Here is a 20,991-nt window from a genome sequence, read left to right on the forward strand (position 1 = left end):
ATAAAAAACCCGGCAAACGCCGGGCAGTCTGATTAGCAGAGCGGTTTCACCGCATCACGCATCCCTTTGCTTAAAATCGCATCCAGATCCTGCGCAACCTGTTCTACCAGTCCATTCACCTGTGTCAGGTCCTGCTCCCAGTGCTCGCTCACGCTTAACACCGACGACACCAGATCGTGCGTAGTAATCTGCTTGTCGTGATGCTGCGTCCACAGCTGCTGATAACGCTCCAGCCAGTGCGCATCGTCCTGCACCGGATAACGCTCACCGTTGCGTTCGGCACGGTAGAAGGCAATCAGCGCCGCAAGGGCAAATGTGAGTCGTGCGGGCAGTTTGCCGGTCGTCTTCTGCCCTGCCAGCAGCTGCGGCAGAATGCGGGTGCGGTATTTCGTCATCCCGTTTAAGGCAATCGACAGCAGCTGGTGCTTTATGTACGGATTACGGAAGCGCCCCGTTACGGCACGGGCGAAGGATTGCAGCTCGTCGCGCGGCAGATCCAGTACCGGAATAATCTCCTCATAGATAGCTTTTTCAACGAACGCGCAAATCTCCGCGTCGTTCATGGCTTCCCCTACCGTATCCAGTCCGGCCTGATAAGCAACCGGCACCAGCGCCGTGTGCGCGCCGTTGAGGATCGCTACCTTACGCTCTTTATACGGTTTGATATCGTCAACAATCAGGACGTTGAGCGGGTATTTATCCAGGCGCAGTTCGGCTGCAAGCGTTTTTGGCCCCTGAATAACAAACAGATAGAAATGTTCAGCGGTGTCCAGGAAACCGTCGTGATAGCCCAGCCCGGCTTCCAGCTCCGCCACCTCATCACGCGGGTAGCCGGTAACAATGCGGTCAACCAGCGTCGAGCAGAATGTGTTCGCGTCGTTCAGCCAGGCAATGAACGCCGCCGGCAGCGCCCACTCCTGCGCATAACGCAGCACCAGTTCACGCAGGGCTTCGCCGTTGTAGTCAATGAGTTCGCAAGGAATGAGGATCCAGCCTTTATCCGCAGCCCCGTTGAAGTGGGTAAAGCGTTCGAACAGCAGACGCGTCAGCTTGGCCGGATAGCTGGCAGCAGGCGCATCGTCAAACTTATCGCCCGCGTGATAGCTGATGCCCGCTTCCGTGGTGTTGGAGAAGACAAACCGCATGTCCGGGTTATGGGCAAGCGCCAGAAATTCATCGTACTGGCTGTAGACGCTGATTTCACGGTTCACAGAGCGAATAAGACGCGCATCGCTTACCGCTTCCCCCTGCTCGTTCAGACCCCGAATAATCGTGGTATAAAGACCATCCTGAGTACTCAGCGACGGAGGAAAATCGCTCTGGATCGGCCGAACAATCACCACACCTGAGTTGAGATCGGTGTGCTCGTTCAAAAGATCGATTTGCCAGTCAACGAACGCGCGCAGGAAGTTACCTTCGCCGAACTGGATGATACGTTCAGGGTAGCGCGCACCGGGGAAATCACGACGGTTGAGTGTGTTCACAATGGAGGTCCTTTATGATTAGTCATACAGCCTGATAAGATTGGTGTAATAACTTATCAAAACTTCACAACCAGAACCCCTGTCTGGATCAACTCATGACGCAATGGCGGGAAATAATCACAAAAATTTATAGAACACCGAGGTCGCCGCCATATCGCCGTTCGGCATCAACGCGTAGAGTGGGATCTCCCCCACCTTTTGCCACCCTGCACGCTGGTAAAACGTCTCCGCGCCGCTGCCGGTCGAGGTATCAAGCACCAGCACCGTCAGCGCTTTTTCACGCGCAACCGCCTCCAGCGCTTCCATCAGCGCCATGGCTACCCCTTTACGGCGCGCCTTCTCGTGAACCAGAAGTTTTGCGACATCTGCGCGGTGCGGCTGGTTTTCAGGCTGATCGGTGATGAGCTGTACCGTTCCTATCAGGCCCTGCTCTTCATCGAAACAGCCCAGGAGGGTTCGTTCGCCGCGCACGGCGCTGTCCGCAACGCCGAGCCAGAACGTACGCGCCTTTTCAGAAGAAAAAGGCAGCATAAAACTGACGGAGGCACCGCCGTTAACGCAGTTGACGAGAATATCGATCAGGTCATCGAGGTGGGTAAGAATGTCCTGCCGGGAAAGAGGTTTAATCAGCATGGGAGAGTTCATAGCGCGTCCTTAGATTGAATCTCTCCACTTTGCTATTAACATTTTTGTAACGCAACAAGCGATGACATAGGATTTCGTTATGTCATTTTTCGCGATGATGTTGCTGCTTCATGGCATACATCTGTGTATCCGCCTGTTTTAACCACGCCTGCATATCGTTCCGGTGATGATCGAACTCGCTCAGCCCCCAGGAGAACTGTAACGACCAGGGATGCAGCTGGCGCGCGTTGTACTTTTCCGTTTGTTCGACGAGATACTGCATGGCGATCCAGGCGCCTGGCTCATCGGTGTCCGCAAACAGCACCGCGAACTCATCTCCGCCGAAACGTACCAGCAGATCGGCCTCGCGGAAGGAGGAACGCATCAGGTTAGCCATCGCTTTCAGGGCTTTGTCCCCCTCCTGATGGCCGAAGCGATCGTTAATGGTTTTGAAATGGTCCAGATCCAGCCAGCCAAGCGTTAACGGTTCTGCCCGACGCCGCGCAACCGACAGGGCAAAATGCGCAAACTGATTAAACCCGCGACGGTTGAACAACCCCGTAAGCTCATCGGTCGTGGCCGCGCTGACTGCTGCAAATTCATCTTCTGCCAGCGCGCTGAGATCGGCCAGCACGGCGGAATCCGCCGCCGTAAACTCGCGCGGTACGTAATCAATAATGCACAGCGAGCCTACGCACGCCCCGTTGCGTAAACGCAGCGGAAAACCGGCATAAAAGCGTATGCCGCCCTCTACCACCACCTGCGGATTATCCGCAAAGCGTTCGTCCAGCAGCGTGTCACTCACCACTAGAGGCGCATCACCCAGAATCGTATGGCCACAGAACGAGAGATCGCGAGGCTGGCTGACGGGCACTTTGCCCTCGGCAGACTTCACGATGACCGCGTTGTCATCCACCAGCGTTATCATCGCCAGCGGCACCCTGAAAAAGCGGGTTGCCAGCCGCGTGAGACGATTAAACGCGGGATTATTGTCGATCTCGAGCAGACCGGACTCGCTCAGAGCAATCAAGCGCTCCGCTTCATTAACAGGAACTAAAGGTGCTTTCATAACGTCTCCTGACGCTGAGCATTAGTAAAAGCGTAGCTTAAACAGAGACATTGTCAGTTCAGGAGGCACGATTTACCTCAATGACCAGCCAATGATGGATCACGTTAACGATATACTGTTGTTGCTGCGCATTGAGCGGCACGCCCTGCGGGATAGCGTGCCACTTAGCCAGACAGCCCCGACAGCAGGTTGCCGTGGCATGCTGGGCGATAAAGACGGGATGGCCGCGCATCGGCGTCTGCTTACCGTCATTCACAGGGTGTGCAGGTGCCAGCCGCGCGGATACAAAATCGGCCGCATGCCGATCGATAGTCTCCACGCCCTTATCCCAGCAGTATTGCCGCTCTTTGGTACCTAAACGAAAACGCGAACGGAACGTGGAGCGAGCCAGGCGCGCAAATAAAGGATCGAGCGTGGACATCAGTAGACGGACCGTCCCAGACGTTTGGTCAGCTGTTCCAGCGCCGCCACGCCCGCCAGTGAATTGCCGGTCTCGTCCAGTTCCGGGCTCCAGACGGCAATCGCCATCTCGTGGGGGACAATTGCCACAACCCCACCGCCAACGCCGGATTTGGCCGGTAGCCCCACGCGCCAGGCAAACTCCCCGGCGTTCTGATACATGCCGCTGGTTGCCATTAAGGCGTTAATTTGCCGGGCCTGCATCGGAGAGACGACGTCCTCGGCCAGATGCGGGGCATGGCCCTGATGCGCCAGAAAAAGGAAAGTCTGCGCCAGTTCGACACAGTTCATCTTCAGCGCGCAGTAATGGAAATAGTTTTGCAGCACCGTAGCGACGTCATTATGAAAATTGCCGAAGGACTTCATCAGCCAGGCAATGGCGGCGTTACGGGCGGAGTGTTCAAATTCGGACCGCGCCACCACCGGATCGTAGGCAATGTCCTGTACGCCGGAAAGCTGACGTACAATTTCCAGCATTCTTTGCCGCGGCGCGCTCAGCCGGCTTTGCAGCATATCGCACACCACCAGCGCTCCGGCATTAATAAACGGGTTACGCGGCTTACCCTGCTCTATTTCGAGCTGAAGAAGGGAGTTGAACGGCTGACCGGACGGATCTTTGCCCACCCGCTGCCAGATCTCCTGCTCGTCATACTGGCGCATGGCAGCAACCAGGCTAAGCACTTTTGAGATCGACTGAATGGAAAAGCGCTCCAGCGCGTCTCCCGCCTGAAAGCGCTGACCGTCAATAGTACAAATGGCGATGCCGAGCTTATTCCCGCTGACTGAAGCCAGCGCGGGAATGTAATCGGCAACCTTACCCTGCCCCAGTAACGGACGAACCTGCGCCAGAATCTCGTCCAGCATCTCATTATGAATGACCGCAGCCACACTTTGCTCCTTGCCCTCAGGCTAAAACGGGCTGCGAGTATAACAGAGGCTGATACGTCACGTCAGGCAGGGAGACGAAAACGCGAGACTGCTTTAATTAAAAGATCGGACTCCTGATGCAGGCGTTCAGAAGCTCTCGACGCTTCGCTGACCAGCACGTCCGTCTGGCGCGATACCTGATTCAGCGCCTGAAGCTGACGGGTCATCTGATGGATACTTTCCCCCTGATTCAGGGTAGCCAGCGAAATATCGTTCAGCAGGCTGCTCAGATTAGCCACCAGTCCGGTGACCTGTTGCAGATTATCCTCCAGACGGTTGACCACCTGAGAACCTTCCTCAATGCCCTGAAGCGAGTGGTTGATCAGCGCCTGGATGGTTTGCGTGGAGTGACTGCTTTTTCGGGCAAGTAGCCCCACTTCCCGGGCGACCACCGCAAACCCGCGCCCCTGTTCCCCCGCATGGGCGGCTTCAATAGCGGCGTTAAGGGCCAGAATGTTTGTCTGAAACGCCACGCTGTCGATCATCGAGACGATCCCGCGCATTTCTGAGGATCGGTCGACGATCGTCTGCATTGAGCCATTCACCGCAGACATCATTTGCTCCCCGCCGGCGGCAGCCTGTCGGGCCTCATCGGCGCGCGAGCGGGCGAGCTTTGCATAACCTGTGTTTCCCTCAACGTGATTTTCGAGGTCGGCAATATGTGCCGTTACCTCATCCAGCTCTTTTGCCTGACGCGTAGACTGCTGATAAAGCTTCTGATTTCCCTGGGCAAGTGACCCGATATTCTCAACCATGGAGGTGGTGGCCTCGCTAACCTGAGTGACCAGTTGCTGTAGCCCGCGCTGCATGGCGGTAATACTGTTGCTGAGCTGGCTGATTTCCCGGTTAAAGCGCATAACATCAGGCGGCGTGCCCGACAGGTCCCCTGCCGCAAGCTGGTTGATATGGGCGATCAGACGGCGTAGCGGAGATATCACCCATTTCGCCATTCCGAACCAGACGGCAATGGCAATGGCGAGCAGCACCAGCGGCGCAAACAGGAACAGCCGTTGCAGGCCTGAGAGTTGTTCCATCAACGACTGACGCCCCTGTATTGTCTGCTTCTCGCTCCGTTGCTGATAGCGCGCAAAGTTGTCATTAAAATCGGTCTGAAACGCTTGGGCAGGTACGGCAAAAAAGAGATCGATACTGTTGGATTTCACCAACCCTTCCGCCTGCTCTCTGATGGCGCCGAAGAAAAGCTGATAGCTGTTAACCAGTCCTTCGTCTTTCGGCGGATTAAGTGCGAGCCAGGCTTGCCATGCCTGCTGAGACGCCGCCATGGATTTTTGCGCCTCGTCCATCAGGCTATGCCAGCTCCCTTCAGAGCCGGACTCTTTATCCTGCATAAAGTAAACGCCGGCGCGGTTGAGCAGATCGCTGGCGGCCAGCAGGGAAACGCGTGCCTGATCCAGCTTACTCTGCTGCTGCCAGGCCAGTTGATTGCGTTGTTCGTTACGCTGGGCTTCATTGAGGGAGGCGGTCAGCAGGAAGGAGGAAGAGAGTTGCAGAGCGGAGAAAAGGCCAATAATACAAAAGATGCCGGTCAGCAGGCCAAACTGACGGGGAATAATGCGCTGCGCAAGACGGCGAAAAATTTGCGTTAGGTTCATAATTTTCTTCTGTAACAATACGTTAGACGCGAGCGAGTCTACGAAACGAAAATGACAGAACCATTGCAGAATAATGACAGGAAACGTGAACTGCCGGGTAGCGGCCTTGCCCTACCCGGCAACACCATTACACGCGATCCTTCCAGACCGTCTGAACGTTACAGAACTCGTGCAGACCGAAATGAGAAAGCTCTCGCCCGAAGCCGCTCTTCTTCACGCCGCCAAAGGCGACGCGCGCATCGCTGGCGCTGTAGCCGTTGATAAACACGCCGCCGCACTCCAGTTCGCGACAGAAGGTTTCAGCCCGCGCGTCGTCCGCGGTAAAGACCGTCGCAGATAAGCCAAAGTCGCTGTCGTTAGCCAGCTGCAAGGCATGCGCCGCATCGTTCGCAACGGTAATTGCCGCTACCGGACCAAACAGCTCCTGACGGAAGGCCGTCATCTCCGGGGTGACGCCGCCGAGTACGGTCGGCGCGTAATAGTTACCGGTCCCGGACATCTTCTCTCCGCCCAGCAGCAGGGTCGCCCCTTCCGCCAGCGTAGCCTGCACCTGCTGATGCAGTTCATCGCGAAGGTCAAATCTCGCCATCGGGCCAATGTAGTTCTCTTCTTCATCCGGTGCGCCCATCTTCAGCGCCGCAACCGCGTCTACAAAGCGTTGGGTAAAGGCTTCCGCCACGCCCGCTTCCACGATAAAGCGTTTCGCCGCCGCGCAAACCTGTCCGGTATTCTGATAACGCCCAGCCACCGCCGCGCTGACGGCCAGATCCAGATCGGCATCGTTCAGGACAATAAACGGATCGGAGCCACCCAGCTCCAGCACGCATTTCTTCAGCGCCGCACCTGCCTGCGCGCCAATCGCCGCGCCAGCCCGAACGCTGCCGGTCACCGTCACCGCCGCAATACGACGATCGTTAATCGCCTGGCTGACGCCGTCATTCGTCGCGTTTACCCAACCAAAGACACCCTCCGGGAAGCCGGCATCCGCGAACGCTTGTCCAATCAGGTCCGCCGAGCCGAGCACGTTTGGCGCATGCTTAAGCAGATAGCTATTCCCCGCCAGCAGGATCGGCACCGCGCCACGCAGCACTTGCCAGAGCGGGAAGTTCCATGGCATCACCGCCAGAATCGGCCCCAGCGGACGATATTCAATGACCGCATTTTCGACCTGTGTGGATTCAGCGCGCAGCATCGCCGGGCCGTGTTCGGCGTACCAGTCGCAAAGGCTGGCTGATTTCGCGACTTCCGCACGCGCCTGGACAATGGGCTTGCCCATTTCGCGGGAGATAGTCTGCGCCATCTCTTCCGCACGGCTGCGCAGCGCCGTCCCCAAATCGCGAAGTTTTTGTGCCCGGTGCACTATGCCTTCGCGTCGCCACTGGCGAAAACCGGCATCGGCCAGCGCAATGGCTCGCTCCACGTCCTGAGACGTTGCCCACGGCCAGGCGGACAGCGTTTCGCCGGTCGCCGGGTTGACAGAGAGAGCATGGGTTGCAGATGAATAGGTCATGATGTTCTCCACGTAATAACGGTTGATTCATTGTGGCCCACTCTGGTATTTCTTAAAAATGAATAATACTCACCACCTTATTCACGAATCGAGAATGGTATGGACTTAACACAGCTTGAGATGTTTAACGCCGTCGCGCTGACCGGCAGCATTACCCAGGCGGCGCAGAAGGTGCATCGGGTACCTTCAAACCTCACCACCCGCATCCGTCAGCTTGAGGCAGATCTGGGCGTGGAGCTGTTTATTCGCGAGAATCAGCGCCTGCGGCTTTCCCCCGCCGGGCACAATTTTTTACGTTACAGCAAGCAGATCCTGGCGTTAGTCGACGAAGCCCGAATGGTGGTCGCCGGGGATGAACCGCAGGGATTATTCTCCCTCGGCGCGCTGGAAAGTACCGCCGCCGTGCGCATTCCGGAAAGCCTGGCGCTGTTTAACCAGCGCTATCCGCGCATTCAGTTTGCGCTGTCTACCGGTCCTTCCGGTACGATGATTGACGGCGTGCTTGAGGGCACGCTCAGCGCGGCCTTTGTCGACGGGCCGCTCTCGCACCCGGAGCTGGAAGGCATGCCGGTTTACCGGGAAGAGATGATGCTGGTCACCCCTGCGGGGCACGCAGAAGTATTAAAAGCCGCGCAGGTAAGCGGCAGCGACGTTTACGCCTTTCGCGCCAACTGCTCGTACCGGCGTCATCTGGAAAGCTGGTTTCATGCTGACCGTGTCACACCGGGACGGATCCATGAGATGGAGTCCTATCACGGGATGCTCGCCTGCGTGATCGCGGGAGCAGGCATTGCGCTGATGCCCCGCTCCATGCTGGAGAGCATGCCGGGGCACCACCAGGTAGCGGCGTGGCCGCTGTCGGAGAACTGGCGCTGGCTCACCACCTGGCTGGTGTGGCGACGCGGAGCGATGACGCGCCAGCTCGAGGCATTTATCGCGTTGCTGAACGAACGTCAGCCATCGGCGACTTCTTCATAACAGCATCAGCGTACGGGCAATTAACGTTGTCCGTAATCCTGAAGGCGAAGGTAAACTTTCCCCTTCATATACAGCGTGGCCTGCCCGCCAATCAATACGCGGTCGCCCTTCAGCGCGCAGCGCAAATCCCCGCCGCGTTGGGACACCTGCCGGGCAACCATCTGCGTTTTACCGAGCTTTTCGCTCCAGTACGGGATCAGCATGCTGTGGGTTGAGCCCGTGACCGGATCTTCCGGTACCCCTTCCCCCGGGCAGAAGAAGCGGCTGACGAAATCATACGCATCCCCCGGCGCCGTGATACAGACCATTTTCCCCAGCGGGATCATCGCCGCGATGTCCGGCGTCAGGGCCTCAACCTGCTGCTGGCTGTCGAGCACGACCATATAGTCACGACCGACGCGCACCTCTTTCGCCGTGCTAATACCCAGCGCGCTGAACAGCGCCGGCGGCGGGTTGTCGACGGCCTCGGTTGACCAGGCCGGGAAATTCAGCGTCAGCCAGTCGCCGCTGCGAGTTACCGTCAGATCCCCCACGAAGCGCGTGCTAAAGGTAATCTCCGTATGCGGATAGTCCAGGTATTCAAAAATAACGTGCGCGGCGGCCAGGGTCGCGTGGCCGCACAGGTTAATTTCATCCTGCGTGGTAAACCAGCGCAGCTCAAAGCCTTCGTCCGTGCGCACGAAGAACGCCGTCTCCGACTGGTTATGCTGTTTAGCCATGTTGAGCAACGTCTCGTCCGCAAGCCAGGATTCCAGCGGACAGACCGCCGCTGCGTTTCCGCCGAATGCCCTGTCGCTGAAGGCATCCACCAGATAAAAATCAATTTCCTGCATCGTTTATTCCTCTTATCCATTTAGTCAGCGCAGAAAAACTGTGCCCTTGAGATACAGTGACGCCTGCCCGCCCATCAGCACGCGGTCGCCCTTAAGTTCGCAGCGGACGTCCCCGCCGCGGGCAGAAACCTGACGCGCAAACATCTTTGTTTTACCGAGTTTCTCACTCCAGTATGGGATCAGCATGGTGTGTGCGGAGCCGGTGACCGGATCTTCCGGCACGGCCACGCCCGGCGAAAAGAAACGGCTGACAAAATCATACTCCCCCTCATCCCGGGCGGTCACAGCCACCTTATGCACGCCCGGCGACATGGCGGAGAAATCCGGCGTAACGGCTTCCACCTGCTCGCGGTTTTCCAGCACCAGCACCCAGGCACGGCCTTTACGGGCGTCGACATAGCGGCTGATACCGAGCGCGGAGAGCATCTCCGGTGGCGGCATCTGCGCTTGCGTCGGGCAGGCGGGGAAATCCAGCGTCATCCAGTCACCCTCACGGCTGACGGTCAGGCGGCCGGAAGCGGTATCAAAATGAATGCGCGAGTCCGGATAGTCCAGTTGGTTGAACAGAACATACGCTGCGGCCAGGGTCGCGTGACCGCAGAGATTGACCTCGGTAAGCGTGGTGAACCAGCGCAGCTCAATCCCCCCTTCGGTGCAGACAAAAAACGCAGTTTCCGACTGGTTATGCTGTTGCGCCATACGCAGTAACGTCTCATCCGGCAGCCACGCTTTCAGCGGGCATACCGCCGCCGGGTTGCCGCCAAAGGAGGACGCGCTGAACGCATCTACCAGATAAAAATCAATCTCCTGCATCGAGTTACCGCCCGTTTTTGTTGTGTTGTTCTCTATCTTCAATGAAATCCCCCTCGCTCGCTACCGCTGCATGAAGGTATATTTTGTGACTCACGTCACATAACGGTTGAGTTTTCGCCGTATAACGCTTTAAGATCGTCTCCTCATCTTTCACGTAATGAATCCCAGATGTCCCTATGACAACACACACGGTTTCCCGCAGGGTCGCGTGGCTACGCGTGGTCACGCTCGCCATCGCAGCGTTTATTTTCAACACCACGGAGTTTGTTCCGGTTGGACTGCTGTCTGACATCGCAGCCAGCTTCAACATGGAGACGGCACAGGCAGGCATCATGCTGACCATCTATGCATGGGTCGTGGCGCTGATGTCACTGCCGTTTATGCTGCTGACCAGCCAGATGGAACGCCGTAAGCTGCTGATTGGGCTGTTTGTGGTGTTCATTGCCAGCCATATGCTGTCATTTATGGCATGGAACTTTACGGTGCTGGTCATCAGCCGAACGGGTATCGCCTTTGCCCATGCCGTTTTTTGGTCGATCACCGCGTCGCTCGCCATTCGTCTGGCGCCCGCGGGGAAACGCGCCCAGGCGCTGAGCCTGATTGCCACCGGAACGGCGCTGGCGATGGTATTAGGGTTGCCCATCGGGCGTATCGTGGGCCAATACTTCGGCTGGCGCACCACTTTCTTTGCCATCGGCATGGGCGCGCTGACCACCCTGGTGTGTCTGGTTAAACTGCTGCCAAAATTGCCGAGCGAACACTCCGGTTCGCTGAAAAGTCTGCCGCTGCTGGTGCGTCGTCCGGCGCTGATGAGCATCTATCTGCTGACCGTAATTGTGGTGACCGCCCATTATACGGCCTATAGCTATATTGAGCCGTTCGTACAGGTTGTCGCGGGCTTCAGCGCCAACTTCGCCACCGTTCTGCTGCTGATCCTGGGCGGCGCGGGGATTATCGGCAGTGTCCTGTTTGGGAAGCTGGGCAATCGACACGCATCCGCGCTTGTAAGCGGTGCGATTGGCCTGCTGCTGGCGTGCCTGCTGTTACTGATGCCTGCGGCGGGTAGCGAAATCCATCTGGCGATCCTCAGCCTGTTCTGGGGCGTGGCGATCATGATTATCGGTCTGGGAATGCAGGTCAAAGTGCTGGCGCTGGCGCCGGATGCCACGGACGTGGCGATGTCGCTCTTCTCCGGAATTTTTAATCTGGGAATTGGGGCCGGTGCGCTGGTGGGAAATCAGATCAGCCTGCATGTGTCGATGTCGGCCATTGGCTATCTCGGGGCTGTTCCGGCGCTGATCGCACTGATCTGGTCGGTGCTGATCTTCCGTAAATGGCCGGTTGCGATGGAAGAACAGACCAGCCACGGTTGACGATGAGTTTGCCGGGTAAGGCGAAGCCGCCACCCGGCACTGTTCTCAATGGTACGTCTTCACAATCTCCAGCACGCCGTTAATGATAAACTGCACGCCCATACAGACCAGCAGGAAGCCCATCAGACGGGAGATAGCTTCAATTCCCCCCTTACCTACCCAGCGCATTATCGCCCCGGAACTGCGTAACGATCCCCAGACGATAAGGGCAATAAGCCCAAAAATGATCGGCGGCGCAACGGTAATAACCCAGTCCGGGAAAGTCGAACCATCACGCACCGTTGAGGCGGAACTGATGATCATCGCAATCGTCCCCGGCCCCGCCGTGCTCGGCATGGCTAACGGCACAAAGGCGATATTGGCGCTCGGTTCGCTTTCAAGCTCCTCCGATTTGCTTTTCGCTTCCGGTGATTCGTGCGCTTTTTGCGCCGGGAACAGCATCCGGAAACCAATAAAGGCCACGATCAGCCCGCCGGCAATACGCAGGCCGGGAATGGAGATGCCGAAGGTATTCATCACCAGCTGCCCGGCATAATAAGCCACCATCATGATGGCAAAAACGTATACGGAGGCCATCATCGACTGCTGATTGCGCTCCGCGCTGTTCATGTTCCCCGCCAGCCCCAGAAAGAGTGCTACCGTCGTTAACGGGTTCGCCAGCGGCAGCAACACCACCAGCCCAAGCCCCACTGCCTTAATCAAATCCAACATAGTGCACCGCAGTCCTTATCCTTATTCAACACCGCAATTATAAGGGGAAACCCTCGTCCTGAGCCATCCACGTAACGTAACTCTCATTGTCCCGTGCAACCAATAACCTCAGATTATGTCACTGATTTAAAAGCGTACTGAAAAAGTTCCTGAAGCGTTTTAGCAATTCGTGGCATCGGCTGATTCATTCAGTTGACTTATACTTGCCTGAGCAATAATATCTGCCGTGACTAAACTACTTGCCAGGGCAACCATTGTGAAAAGCACCAGTGACCTCTTCAACGACATAATCCCACTGGGTCGTCTTATTCATATGGTTAACCAGAAAAAAGATCGCCTGCTCAATGACTACCTGTCACCGCTGGATATCACCGCAACACAGTTCAAAGTGCTGTGTTCCATTCGCTGCGAAGTGTGTATCACGCCGGTTGAGCTGAAAAAGGTGCTCTCTGTCGATCTGGGTGCGTTAACCCGCATGCTGGATCGTCTCGTCTGTAAAGGATGGGTCGAACGAAGCCCTAACCCGAATGACAAACGTGGCGTACTGGTGAAACTGACCAGCGATGGCGCGGCCATGTGTGAGCAATGTCATCAATTAGTAGGACAAACACTGCACCAGGAACTAACAAAAAACTTAACGGCAGATGAAGTGGCAACGCTTGAGCTTTTACTCAAGAAAATCCTGCCGTAAACAGAAAAAGAGGTATGACGATGTCCAGACGCAATACTGACGCTATCACCATTCATAGCATTTTGGACTGGATCGAAGATAACCTGGAATCTCCGCTCTCTCTTGAAAAAGTGTCTGAGCGTTCAGGTTACTCAAAATGGCACCTGCAACGGATGTTCAAAAAAGAGACCGGTCATTCATTAGGTCAATATATTCGCAGCCGCAAGCTGACGGAGATTGCCCAGAAGCTGAAAGAAAGCAATGAGCCGATCCTTTATCTGGCGGAGCGTTATGGTTTTGAATCGCAGCAAACCCTGACGCGTACGTTCAAGAACTACTTTGACGTGCCGCCTCATAAGTACCGTATTACCAGTATGCCGGGTGAATCCCGTTATTTGTATCCGCTAAAACATTGCAGTTAATCATCGCCTGTTAAGACGTAACCGAGGAAATCATGAAATTTATCGTCTCCGCCGCCCTCACCTTGCTAGTGCTGGTTTCCGGCCAGAGTTTCGCGGAGCAAACTCCCAGTGCGGGGCAGCAAAATAATCGTGGCACCATGATTATGCCGTCCACGCAAAGCCAGTCTCCCTATGACTTCAATCACATGGGCGCTGGCAGCGACAAATCCGACGAATTAGGCGTGCCGTATTACAACCACGACCTGTAATTCGTTTTTGCCCCGCTATGGCGGGGCTTTTTTCTGCCTTAACTCCGCACTCGCGTCGCCCGACGCACCCGTAAGCCAAAGACGTTGATATACAGCCCGGCCATAATCAACCCCGCACCAGACAGTTGCAGCGCGCTGAGCGTTTCGTCCAGTAAAAGTGCGGAGCTGGCAAGCCCGACCACCGGCACCAGCAGCGATAACGGCGCCACGCGCCAGGTTTCATAGCGCCCGAGCAGCGATCCCCAGATGCCGTAGCCAATGATTGAGGCGACTAACGCCAGATAGACCAGCGACAAAATGGTCGTCAGGTCGATCTCCACCAGGCTTTTCAGCATCACCTGCGGGCCATCCAGAATAAACGACGCGGCCATAAACGGCACAATCGGGATCAACGCGCTCCAGACCACCAGCGACATCACCGCCGGACGCGCCTCGTGCTGCATTATCAGTTTGTTGAAGATGTTGCCGCACGCCCAGCTTAGCCCCGCCGCCAGGGTCAGCATAAAGCCCAGCAGGGCGACATGCTGACCGTTAAGGCTACCTTCTATCAGCACCAGCACGCCAAAGACCGCAAGGCTAATGCCCGCCAGCTGTTTGCCCTGCAAGCGCTCGCCAAAGACAAACGCGCCGAGAATGATGGTAAAGAACGCCTGCACCTGGAGCACCAGCGAAGCCAGACCCGCAGGCATACCGAATTTTATGGCGCAAAAAAGAAACGCAAACTGACCAAAACTGATGGTCAGGCCGTAGCCCAGCAGAAGCTTGAGGGGAATTTTCGGACGGGCAACGAACAGCAGCGCCGGGAACGCCACCAGCAAGAAGCGCAGACCTGCCAGCATCAGCGGAGGCATGTTGTGCAACCCCATTTTGATGACCACAAAATTGAGTCCCCACACCACCACAACCAGCAACGCCAACAGCCCGTCTTTACGCGTCATCTTCCGCCCCTGAATTATTAAATTTTTGTAAACACTTCAAGGTAACAGAAAAAATAGGCCCGCGAGAAGATCATTAATTCTGGTACAGAGGCGAAGCACTTGCGGATAAATTGGGTGCTATACAAGCTGCCGATCCCGTGATAATCCTGTAATAACACAACAAAAAAAGCATAAGCATTTGTCGGGCAGGAAAATGAAACCATCTCTCAGGCGCTCAACCGCAGCACTGTTGGCGTCGTCATTGTTATTAACAATTGGCCGCGGGGCAACGCTGCCCTTTATGACCATTTATCTCACGCGCGTGTACAACATGAGCGTGGAGAATATTGGCTACGCCCTTACCGTGGCGTTGACCATAGGTGTGGTGTTTAGCCTGGGGTTTGGCATCCTGGCGGATAAGTTCGACAAAAAGCGCTATATGCTGATCGCCATCGTGGCCTTTATTGCCGGGTTTGTGGCCATTCCGCTGGTAAATAACGTTACGCTGGTGGTGCTGTTCTTTGCCCTGATTAACTGCGCCTATTCCGTATTCTCAACGGTGCTGAAAGCGTGGTTTGCCGACGTGCTGACCACCAGCGAAAAGGCGCGCGTGTTCTCGCTCAACTACAGTTTTCTGAATATCGGCTGGACCATCGGGCCGCCGATGGGCACACTGCTGGTGATGTACAGCCTGCAACTGCCGTTCTGGCTGGCGGCCTTCTGCGCCGCACTGCCGCTCGGGTTTATCCATTTCTTTGTGCAGAAAAGCGTAGCGTCTGACAGCGTGGAGGAAAAAGCGCCGTGGCAGCCCTCGGTGCTGCTCAAGGACCGCGCGCTGTTCTGGTACACGCTCTCCGGCCTGCTGGCGTCCTACGTGGGCGGATCGTTCGCCACCTGCATTTCCCAGTATGTCCTCGCCGCATATGCGGACAGCGATTTTGCAGAAAAGGTGGTGGCCGTTGTGCTGCCCGTCAACGCGGTGGTGGTGGTCACCCTGCAATATGCGCTTGGTCGCAAGATCTCCGCCAGCAACATCCGCCCGCTAATGACTGCCGCGACGCTCTTTTTCATCCTCGGGCTGGGTGGGTTTATGCTCTCTGGGGAGAACCTGATTTACTGGGGGATTGCGGCGGCGATTTTCACCCTGGGTGAAATTATCTACGCGCCGGGCGAATACATGCTGATCGACAATATCGCCCCGCCGGGCATGAAGGCGAGCTACTTCTCCGCGCAGGCGCTGGGCTGGCTGGGGGCGGCGGCGAACCCGATGATCACCGGGCTGATCCTGACACATCTGCCGCACTGGTCGTTATTTATTATTATGATGGCCGCCATCGTCGCGGCGTGGCTGATGATTTTGCGTGGGATGCGCGTGAAAAGTGAAGATAGCGTGTCGGGTGGCGCTGCGCTTACCCGACCTGGTCAACCCTAATCGTAGGCCGGGTAAGGCGAAGCCGCCACCCGGCAAAACCAGCACCCTAGTGGTGCAACATCTCTTCCACCACCTGCTCTTTGTACATCTCATTCGGGTAGTAGGTCGGCCAGTTATCCATCTCCTTCAGCAGCGCCTCGTGGGAGGTGTTGCCCATGAAGATATGGAAGTGTGAAGAGGCTTTCGGCCCGATGGTATGGTCGCTGAACTGCACAAATTTCGGCGCCTGGCTCGCGTTATCCTTACACTCAAACAGGTAGCGAACGCCCTTTTTACCCGAAGCATAGGTCAAAATTTTGTAGCCGCTATAGTCGTAGCGGCAGCTGCTCACCGTCTTGCCTCGGTGGAACTCCATCATATTGTTTTCAATACCGATGGCGTCCACGTCCGTGGCGTAACCCTTGCGGTAGTAGGCTTTCACCTCGTCAGCGGATTTGTCACCCTTCTCTGCCTTCTTTTGGAAGACCGGATCCAGCGAACCATCAAGCAGGAACGGATACACAGACTGCCAGGTCCCGTCCCAGTCAGACAATTTTCTGTCCCTGACGTCTTTATCCTCAAAGACGCCGTTAGCCGCCTTCTGTTCCGCCTCCGTCATCTGATGACCGTGCGAATGAGCAAAAAGCGAGCCGCTTACCAGCAGCGTTCCCAGAGTCAGCGCAATTTTTCCAGCATGTGCAGCCAAAGCAAAACCCTCATTCCGTGTTATAAGAATGAGGATGTTATAGTATAACATCTCAGATCGCAACCAGTCCGCGAACGCCCTCCTGCTCCATATTTTCCCCGCGCCCATGCTGGACAATACTGCCGCGCGACATCACCAGATAGCTGTCGGCCAGCTCCGCTGCAAAATCGTAAAACTGCTCCACCAGCAAAATCGCCATATCCCCCCGGTTTGCCAGGCTGCGAATCACCTGGCCGATCTCTTTAATCACCGACGGCTGAATACCTTCCGTAGGCTCATCCAGGATCAGCAACCGTGGACGGCTCGCCAGCGCCCGCCCAATCGCCAGCTGTTGCTGCTGACCACCGGAAAGATCGCCTCCGCGACGGTGCTTCATCTCTTTCAGCACCGGGAAAAGCTGCCATATCTCCTCCGGTACGCCTTTTGCACTGCGCGCGGAAAAGCGCGACAGCCCCATCAGCAGATTTTCCTCAACGGTGAGACGCGGAAAAATCTCGCGCCCCTGCGGAACATACGCCACGCCGGACTGCACCCGCTGGTGCGGCTTACTATGGGTGATGGTTTTCCCCTGCCAGACCACCTCCCCGGTTTTCACTGGGATCAGCCCCATCAGGCACCTCAGCAGGGTGGTTTTGCCCACCCCGTTGCGCCCCAAAAGGCAGGTAACTTCCCCGACGGCCGCTTCAAAGTTCACTCCGCGCAGTATATGGCTTCCGCCGTAGTACTGATTCAGCTCGTTAACCTGCAACATCCGTTCTCCTTAGCGTCCCAGATAGACGTCAATCACCTGTTCATTGGCCTGTACCTCGCGAAGCGAGCCTTCTGCCAGCACGCGACCCTGATGCAGCACCGTGACGTGGTCGGCTATGGTCTCGACGAAGCCCATATCGTGCTCAACCACCATCAGCGAATGTTTACCTGCCAGGGTGCGGAACAGTTCGGCGGTGTATTCCGTCTCTGCGTCGGTCATGCCGGCGGCGGGTTCGTCCAGCAGCAGCAGATGCGGTTCCTGCACCAGCAGCATGCCAATCTCCAGAAACTGCTTCTGCCCGTGGGAAAGCAGCCCGGCGCGGCGATCGCGCTCGCTGCCAAGCCGCAGCAATAACAACATTTCGTCAATGCGGTCGCGCTGTTCGCCGCTGAGCGTGGCCCGCAGGCTCGCCCAGACGGACCTGTCGGCCTTCATGGCGATTTCGAGGTTTTCCCATACGGTCAGCGCTTCAAACACCGTCGGCTTCTGGAACTTACGCCCAATCCCCTGCCGGGCAATGGCAGCCGGTTCAAGGGTTGTCAGATCGATGGACTGATCGTATATGGCTTTTCCGCTTATGGGCCGGGTTTTGCCGGTGATCACGTCCATCAGCGTGGTTTTGCCCGCACCGTTAGGCCCAATGATGCAGCGCAGCTCCCCGACGCCGATATTCAGCGAGAGATCGGTCAACGCCTTAAAGCCGTCGAAGCTGACGTTAATGGCCTCAAGCTGCAATACCGGATCGGTCTGCTCGCGATAACGATCGCCCGGCAGCTGGCGGGTAAAGAGTCCTTCAGAGGGCTGCATTATTTCTCTCCCTTACGCAACAGACCAAACACGCCGCGCGGTAAAAACAGCGTGACGGCAATGAAAATCAGCCCCAGAATCAGCTGCCAGTACTCCGGCATCGCCACGGTGAAAAAGCTCTTCGCACCGTTGACCAGCGCCGCGCCGATCACCGGGCCCACCAGCGTGCCGCGCCCCCCCAGCGCGACCCAGATGGCCGCTTCAATGGAGTTGGTTGGCGACATCTCGCCCGGGTTGATAATGCCCACTTGCGGAACGTACAGCGCCCCCGCCAGGCCGCACAGCACGGCAGAGAGCGTCCAGACCAGCAGCTTGAAGCCGCGCGGATCGTAGCCGCAAAACGTTAGGCGATTTTCCGCATCGCGTACCGCCGTCAAAATGCGGCCAAACTTACTCTTCGCCAGCGCGTAGCCTGTGCCCAGAGCCAGAACCAGCAGCATTACGGTCGCGATAAACAGCGCGATCCGCGTCGTGGTCACCGTGACGGAAAACCCGAGCAGCGTGGTGAAGCCGGTGAAGCCGTTATTGCCGCCAAAGCCGGTTTCATTGCGAAAGAAAAGCAGCATCCCCGCATAGGTCAGCGCCTGGGTCATGATGGAGAAATAGACTCCTTTGATCTTCGAGCGGAAAGCAAACCAGCCGAAGACCAGCGCCAGCAGGCCGGGGACCGTCACGATTAAAACCAGCGCCCAGGCGAAATGCTGCGTCCCCCACCAGAACCACGGCAGTTCGCTCCACGACAGAAACGACATAAATGCGGGCAAACCGTCTCCAGCCGCCTGGCGCATCAGGTACATGCCCATCGCATACCCGCCCAGGGCGAAGAATATGCCGTGCCCCAGCGAGAGCATGCCGGCATAGCCCCACACCAGATCGAGGGCCACGGCGATAACCGCGTAGCAGAGGATTTTGCCGACGAGCGTCAGCATCCACGTGGAGACAGCCAGCGGATGCGTGGAAGGCAACAGCGCGAGAAAAGGCAGCACCAGCAGCGCCGCAATCAGCAGGCTGCCGACAATCTGCGTGGTACGCGGTGCGCTGCGCGCCAGTGTTAAGGTCAGTGGCTGGCTCATCAGTCTGTCACCCTCCCTTTCAGTGCGAATAACCCCTGCGGACGCTTCTGGATAAAGAGAATAATCGCCACCAGAATCAGGATCTTGCCCAGCACCGCGCCCATCTGCGGTTCAAGAATTTTATTGAAGATGCCAAGTCCAAAGGCCGCCGCCACGCTACCAGCCAGCTGACCGACGCCGCCCAGCACCACCACCAGGAACGAATCGATGATGTACCCCTGACCCAGCTCCGGCCCCACGTTCCCCAGCTGGGACAATGCCACGCCGCCCAGCCCGGCGATGCCGGACCCGAGGCCAAACGCCAGCATATCAACCCGTCCGGTCGGCACGCCGCAGCAGGCCGCCATGCTGCGGTTTTGCGTCACCGCCCGCACGTTCAGGCCCAGACGCGTTTTGTTCAGAATCAGCCAGGTAAAGAACAGCACCAGCAGCACAAAGCCGAGCACCACAAGGCGGTTCCACGGTAGCGTCAGGTTGGCGAAAACCTGCACGCCGCCGGACAGCCAGGCCGGGTTCGCGACCTCAAGGTTCTGTGCGCCAAAGGTCATGCGCACCAGCTGGATGAGCATCAGGCTGATCCCCCAGGTGGCGAGCAGCGTTTCCAGCGGCCGGCCATACAGATGGCGGATCACCGTGCGCTCCAGCACCATGCCGATACCTGCCGTCAGGCAAAACGCCACCGGCAGCGCTATCACCGGATAGAGCGCCAGCCACTGAGGCATCCACTGCGCCATCATCTGCTGCACCATCCAGGTGGCATATGCCCCGAGCATCAGCATCTCGCCGTGCGCCATATTGATCACGCCCAGCAGACCATAGGTGATAGCCAGCCCGAGGGCGGCCAGCAGCAGCACCGATCCCAACGACAGGCCCATAAAGGCCTGCCCCAGCAGTTCGCCCCACATCAGACGGTGCTGGATACGATCCAGGCTTTCGGTAGCTGCGGCACGTACGCGTGCATCCGGTTCGGTTTGCGCCTGGGTGAGCGGTGCCAGCGTGGCCTGCACGTCCGGATCGTCAGACTGCCCCAGCAGCTCAACCGCCTTCAGCCGTATTTCAGCCTGTGGGCTCGTCAGCTGAAGGTTTGCCAGCGCCAGCATCAGAGACTGCCGGGTGACATCGTCCGTTTCGCGACCGGCTCGCTGTTGCAAGAAGCCGAGCATCTCCGGCTGGGCATCACGCTGAAGCTGTCGCGCGGCATGACGCCTTTCCGTGACACTGTCACTGATAAGCTGATGCGTCGCCAGCGCCGTGAGGGTCAATACGCGCAGCCGGTTGGTAAGGCGCACGGCTTTGGTTGCCCCTTCGGCGGTTTTTGATGCCCCCAGTGCAACCATGCCGCCGTCGATGCGGGTAAAAGCATGCTTCTGGCTGTCGGTATAAAGATTCTCGGTTTGCAGCGCCTTAAGCAGCGGCAAACGTGCAGGTTCCGGCGCGGCCGCCCACCGGGTCAGCATAGCGGTCTGCTGGCTCCGGGTGGCGGCAACGAAATCATCGGCATCCGATGCCTGCGCCATCCCTGGCAGCAGTCCGGTAAGCCACACAATCGCAATAATGATGCGCATGGCGTTCATGACGTCTCTCCCTGGTGT

22 protein-coding genes are annotated in these 20,991 nt (G+C 57.3%); 6 read left to right on the forward strand and 16 right to left on the reverse strand.

The window, feature by feature from the left end:
• Positions 1-32 precede the first annotated feature (32 nt).
• The 7 genes from A3466_RS15635 to sad all read right to left on the reverse strand — a co-directional run bounded on the left by A3466_RS15635 (position 33) and on the right by sad (position 7,686).
• Positions 33-1,484, reverse strand: coding sequence for a tagaturonate reductase (locus A3466_RS15635; protein ID WP_063451325.1), 1,452 nt, complete (start codon positions 1,482-1,484; stop codon positions 33-35).
• Positions 1,485-1,601: 117 nt separating this feature from the next.
• The gene (locus tag A3466_RS15640; RefSeq protein WP_063451326.1) at positions 1,602-2,129 is read right to left on the reverse strand and encodes a GNAT family N-acetyltransferase; all 528 of its coding nucleotides are present in this window, start codon (positions 2,127-2,129) and stop codon (positions 1,602-1,604) included.
• A gap of 82 nt (positions 2,130-2,211) precedes the next feature.
• On the reverse strand, positions 2,212-3,177 hold the full coding sequence (locus tag A3466_RS15645; protein ID WP_063451327.1) for a sensor domain-containing diguanylate cyclase: 966 nt from the start codon (positions 3,175-3,177) through the stop codon (positions 2,212-2,214).
• A gap of 58 nt (positions 3,178-3,235) precedes the next feature.
• Positions 3,236-3,598 carry a DUF4186 domain-containing protein gene (locus A3466_RS15650; RefSeq protein WP_063451328.1) on the reverse strand — a complete coding sequence of 121 codons (363 nt, stop codon included), beginning with the start codon at positions 3,596-3,598 and terminating at the stop codon, positions 3,236-3,238.
• Positions 3,598-4,500 carry a glutaminase B gene (gene glsB, locus A3466_RS15655; protein ID WP_432416609.1) on the reverse strand — a complete coding sequence of 301 codons (903 nt, stop codon included), beginning with the start codon at positions 4,498-4,500 and terminating at the stop codon, positions 3,598-3,600. Before glsB ends, A3466_RS15650 begins: the two co-directional genes overlap by 1 nt.
• An 86-nt stretch (positions 4,501-4,586) precedes the next feature.
• Entirely contained in the window at positions 4,587-6,176 is a 1,590-nt protein-coding gene (locus A3466_RS15660) for a methyl-accepting chemotaxis protein (RefSeq protein WP_063451330.1), read from the reverse strand.
• 127 nt (positions 6,177-6,303) lie between these two features.
• Complete coding sequence (sad, locus tag A3466_RS15665) at positions 6,304-7,686, reverse strand: succinate-semialdehyde dehydrogenase (protein WP_063451331.1); 1,383 nt, start codon at positions 7,684-7,686, stop codon at positions 6,304-6,306.
• Positions 7,687-7,785: 99 nt separating this feature from the next.
• Here sad and ptrR point away from each other — a divergent pair, with 99 nt between their 5' ends.
• Positions 7,786-8,664 (forward strand): putrescine utilization regulator PtrR, encoded by an 879-nt coding sequence (gene ptrR / locus A3466_RS15670; protein WP_063451332.1) that lies wholly within the window; start codon positions 7,786-7,788, stop codon positions 8,662-8,664.
• Positions 8,665-8,684: 20 nt separating this feature from the next.
• On the opposite strand, the gene A3466_RS15675 is transcribed toward ptrR, so the two are convergent.
• A complete protein-coding gene (locus A3466_RS15675; RefSeq protein ID WP_063451333.1) occupies positions 8,685-9,497 on the reverse strand; it encodes a PhzF family phenazine biosynthesis protein in 813 nt (270 codons plus the stop codon).
• A gap of 24 nt (positions 9,498-9,521) precedes the next feature.
• Positions 9,522-10,310: a PhzF family phenazine biosynthesis protein gene (locus tag A3466_RS15680; protein ID WP_063451334.1), complete on the reverse strand. Its 789-nt coding sequence runs from the start codon at positions 10,308-10,310 to the stop codon at positions 9,522-9,524.
• Positions 10,311-10,486: 176 nt separating this feature from the next.
• Here A3466_RS15680 and A3466_RS15685 point away from each other — a divergent pair, with 176 nt between their 5' ends.
• On the forward strand, positions 10,487-11,683 hold the full coding sequence (locus A3466_RS15685) for a sugar transporter (RefSeq protein WP_063451335.1): 1,197 nt from the start codon (positions 10,487-10,489) through the stop codon (positions 11,681-11,683).
• Between the two features lie 45 nt (positions 11,684-11,728).
• Here the strand turns inward: A3466_RS15685 and A3466_RS15690 are convergent, their stop codons facing one another.
• The gene (locus A3466_RS15690) at positions 11,729-12,394 is read right to left on the reverse strand and encodes a MarC family NAAT transporter (protein WP_063451336.1); all 666 of its coding nucleotides are present in this window, start codon (positions 12,392-12,394) and stop codon (positions 11,729-11,731) included.
• Between the two features lie 256 nt (positions 12,395-12,650).
• Here A3466_RS15690 and marR point away from each other — a divergent pair, with 256 nt between their 5' ends.
• The 3 genes from marR to marB are packed head-to-tail and all read left to right on the forward strand — an operon-like array spanning position 12,651 to position 13,734.
• Entirely contained in the window at positions 12,651-13,085 is a 435-nt protein-coding gene (gene marR, locus A3466_RS15695) for a multiple antibiotic resistance transcriptional regulator MarR (protein ID WP_003857182.1), read from the forward strand.
• Between the two features lie 20 nt (positions 13,086-13,105).
• Positions 13,106-13,486 (forward strand): MDR efflux pump AcrAB transcriptional activator MarA, encoded by a 381-nt coding sequence (marA, locus tag A3466_RS15700; RefSeq protein WP_001303241.1) that lies wholly within the window; start codon positions 13,106-13,108, stop codon positions 13,484-13,486.
• Positions 13,487-13,518: 32 nt separating this feature from the next.
• Positions 13,519-13,734: a multiple antibiotic resistance protein MarB gene (gene marB, locus A3466_RS15705; protein WP_063451337.1), complete on the forward strand. Its 216-nt coding sequence runs from the start codon at positions 13,519-13,521 to the stop codon at positions 13,732-13,734.
• Between the two features lie 38 nt (positions 13,735-13,772).
• Here the strand turns inward: marB and eamA are convergent, their stop codons facing one another.
• Positions 13,773-14,672 carry an O-acetylserine/cysteine exporter gene (gene eamA, locus A3466_RS15710; protein ID WP_063451338.1) on the reverse strand — a complete coding sequence of 300 codons (900 nt, stop codon included), beginning with the start codon at positions 14,670-14,672 and terminating at the stop codon, positions 13,773-13,775.
• A gap of 193 nt (positions 14,673-14,865) precedes the next feature.
• On the opposite strand from eamA, the gene ydeE reads away from it, so the two are divergent.
• On the forward strand, positions 14,866-16,083 hold the full coding sequence (gene ydeE / locus A3466_RS15715; RefSeq protein ID WP_063451339.1) for an efflux MFS transporter YdeE: 1,218 nt from the start codon (positions 14,866-14,868) through the stop codon (positions 16,081-16,083).
• A 46-nt stretch (positions 16,084-16,129) separates the two neighbouring features.
• Here the strand turns inward: ydeE and zinT are convergent, their stop codons facing one another.
• The 5 genes from zinT to urtB are packed head-to-tail and all read right to left on the reverse strand — an operon-like array spanning position 16,130 to position 20,973.
• Entirely contained in the window at positions 16,130-16,768 is a 639-nt protein-coding gene (gene zinT, locus A3466_RS15720) for a metal-binding protein ZinT (RefSeq protein WP_063451538.1), read from the reverse strand.
• A 52-nt stretch (positions 16,769-16,820) separates the two neighbouring features.
• Positions 16,821-17,519, reverse strand: coding sequence for an urea ABC transporter ATP-binding subunit UrtE (gene urtE / locus A3466_RS15725; protein ID WP_063451340.1), 699 nt, complete (start codon positions 17,517-17,519; stop codon positions 16,821-16,823).
• A 9-nt stretch (positions 17,520-17,528) separates the two neighbouring features.
• Entirely contained in the window at positions 17,529-18,326 is a 798-nt protein-coding gene (gene urtD / locus A3466_RS15730; RefSeq protein WP_063451341.1) for an urea ABC transporter ATP-binding protein UrtD, read from the reverse strand.
• On the reverse strand, positions 18,326-19,399 hold the full coding sequence (gene urtC / locus A3466_RS15735; RefSeq protein WP_063451342.1) for an urea ABC transporter permease subunit UrtC: 1,074 nt from the start codon (positions 19,397-19,399) through the stop codon (positions 18,326-18,328). The genes urtD and urtC overlap by 1 nt, the downstream gene beginning before the upstream one ends.
• Positions 19,399-20,973 carry an urea ABC transporter permease subunit UrtB gene (gene urtB / locus A3466_RS15740; protein WP_063451343.1) on the reverse strand — a complete coding sequence of 525 codons (1,575 nt, stop codon included), beginning with the start codon at positions 20,971-20,973 and terminating at the stop codon, positions 19,399-19,401. Before urtB ends, urtC begins: the two co-directional genes overlap by 1 nt.
• Positions 20,974-20,991 lie beyond the last annotated feature (18 nt).

This window comes from Enterobacter genomosp. S (assembly GCF_001631805.1).
Taxonomy (GTDB): domain Bacteria; phylum Pseudomonadota; class Gammaproteobacteria; order Enterobacterales; family Enterobacteriaceae; genus Enterobacter; species Enterobacter quasihormaechei.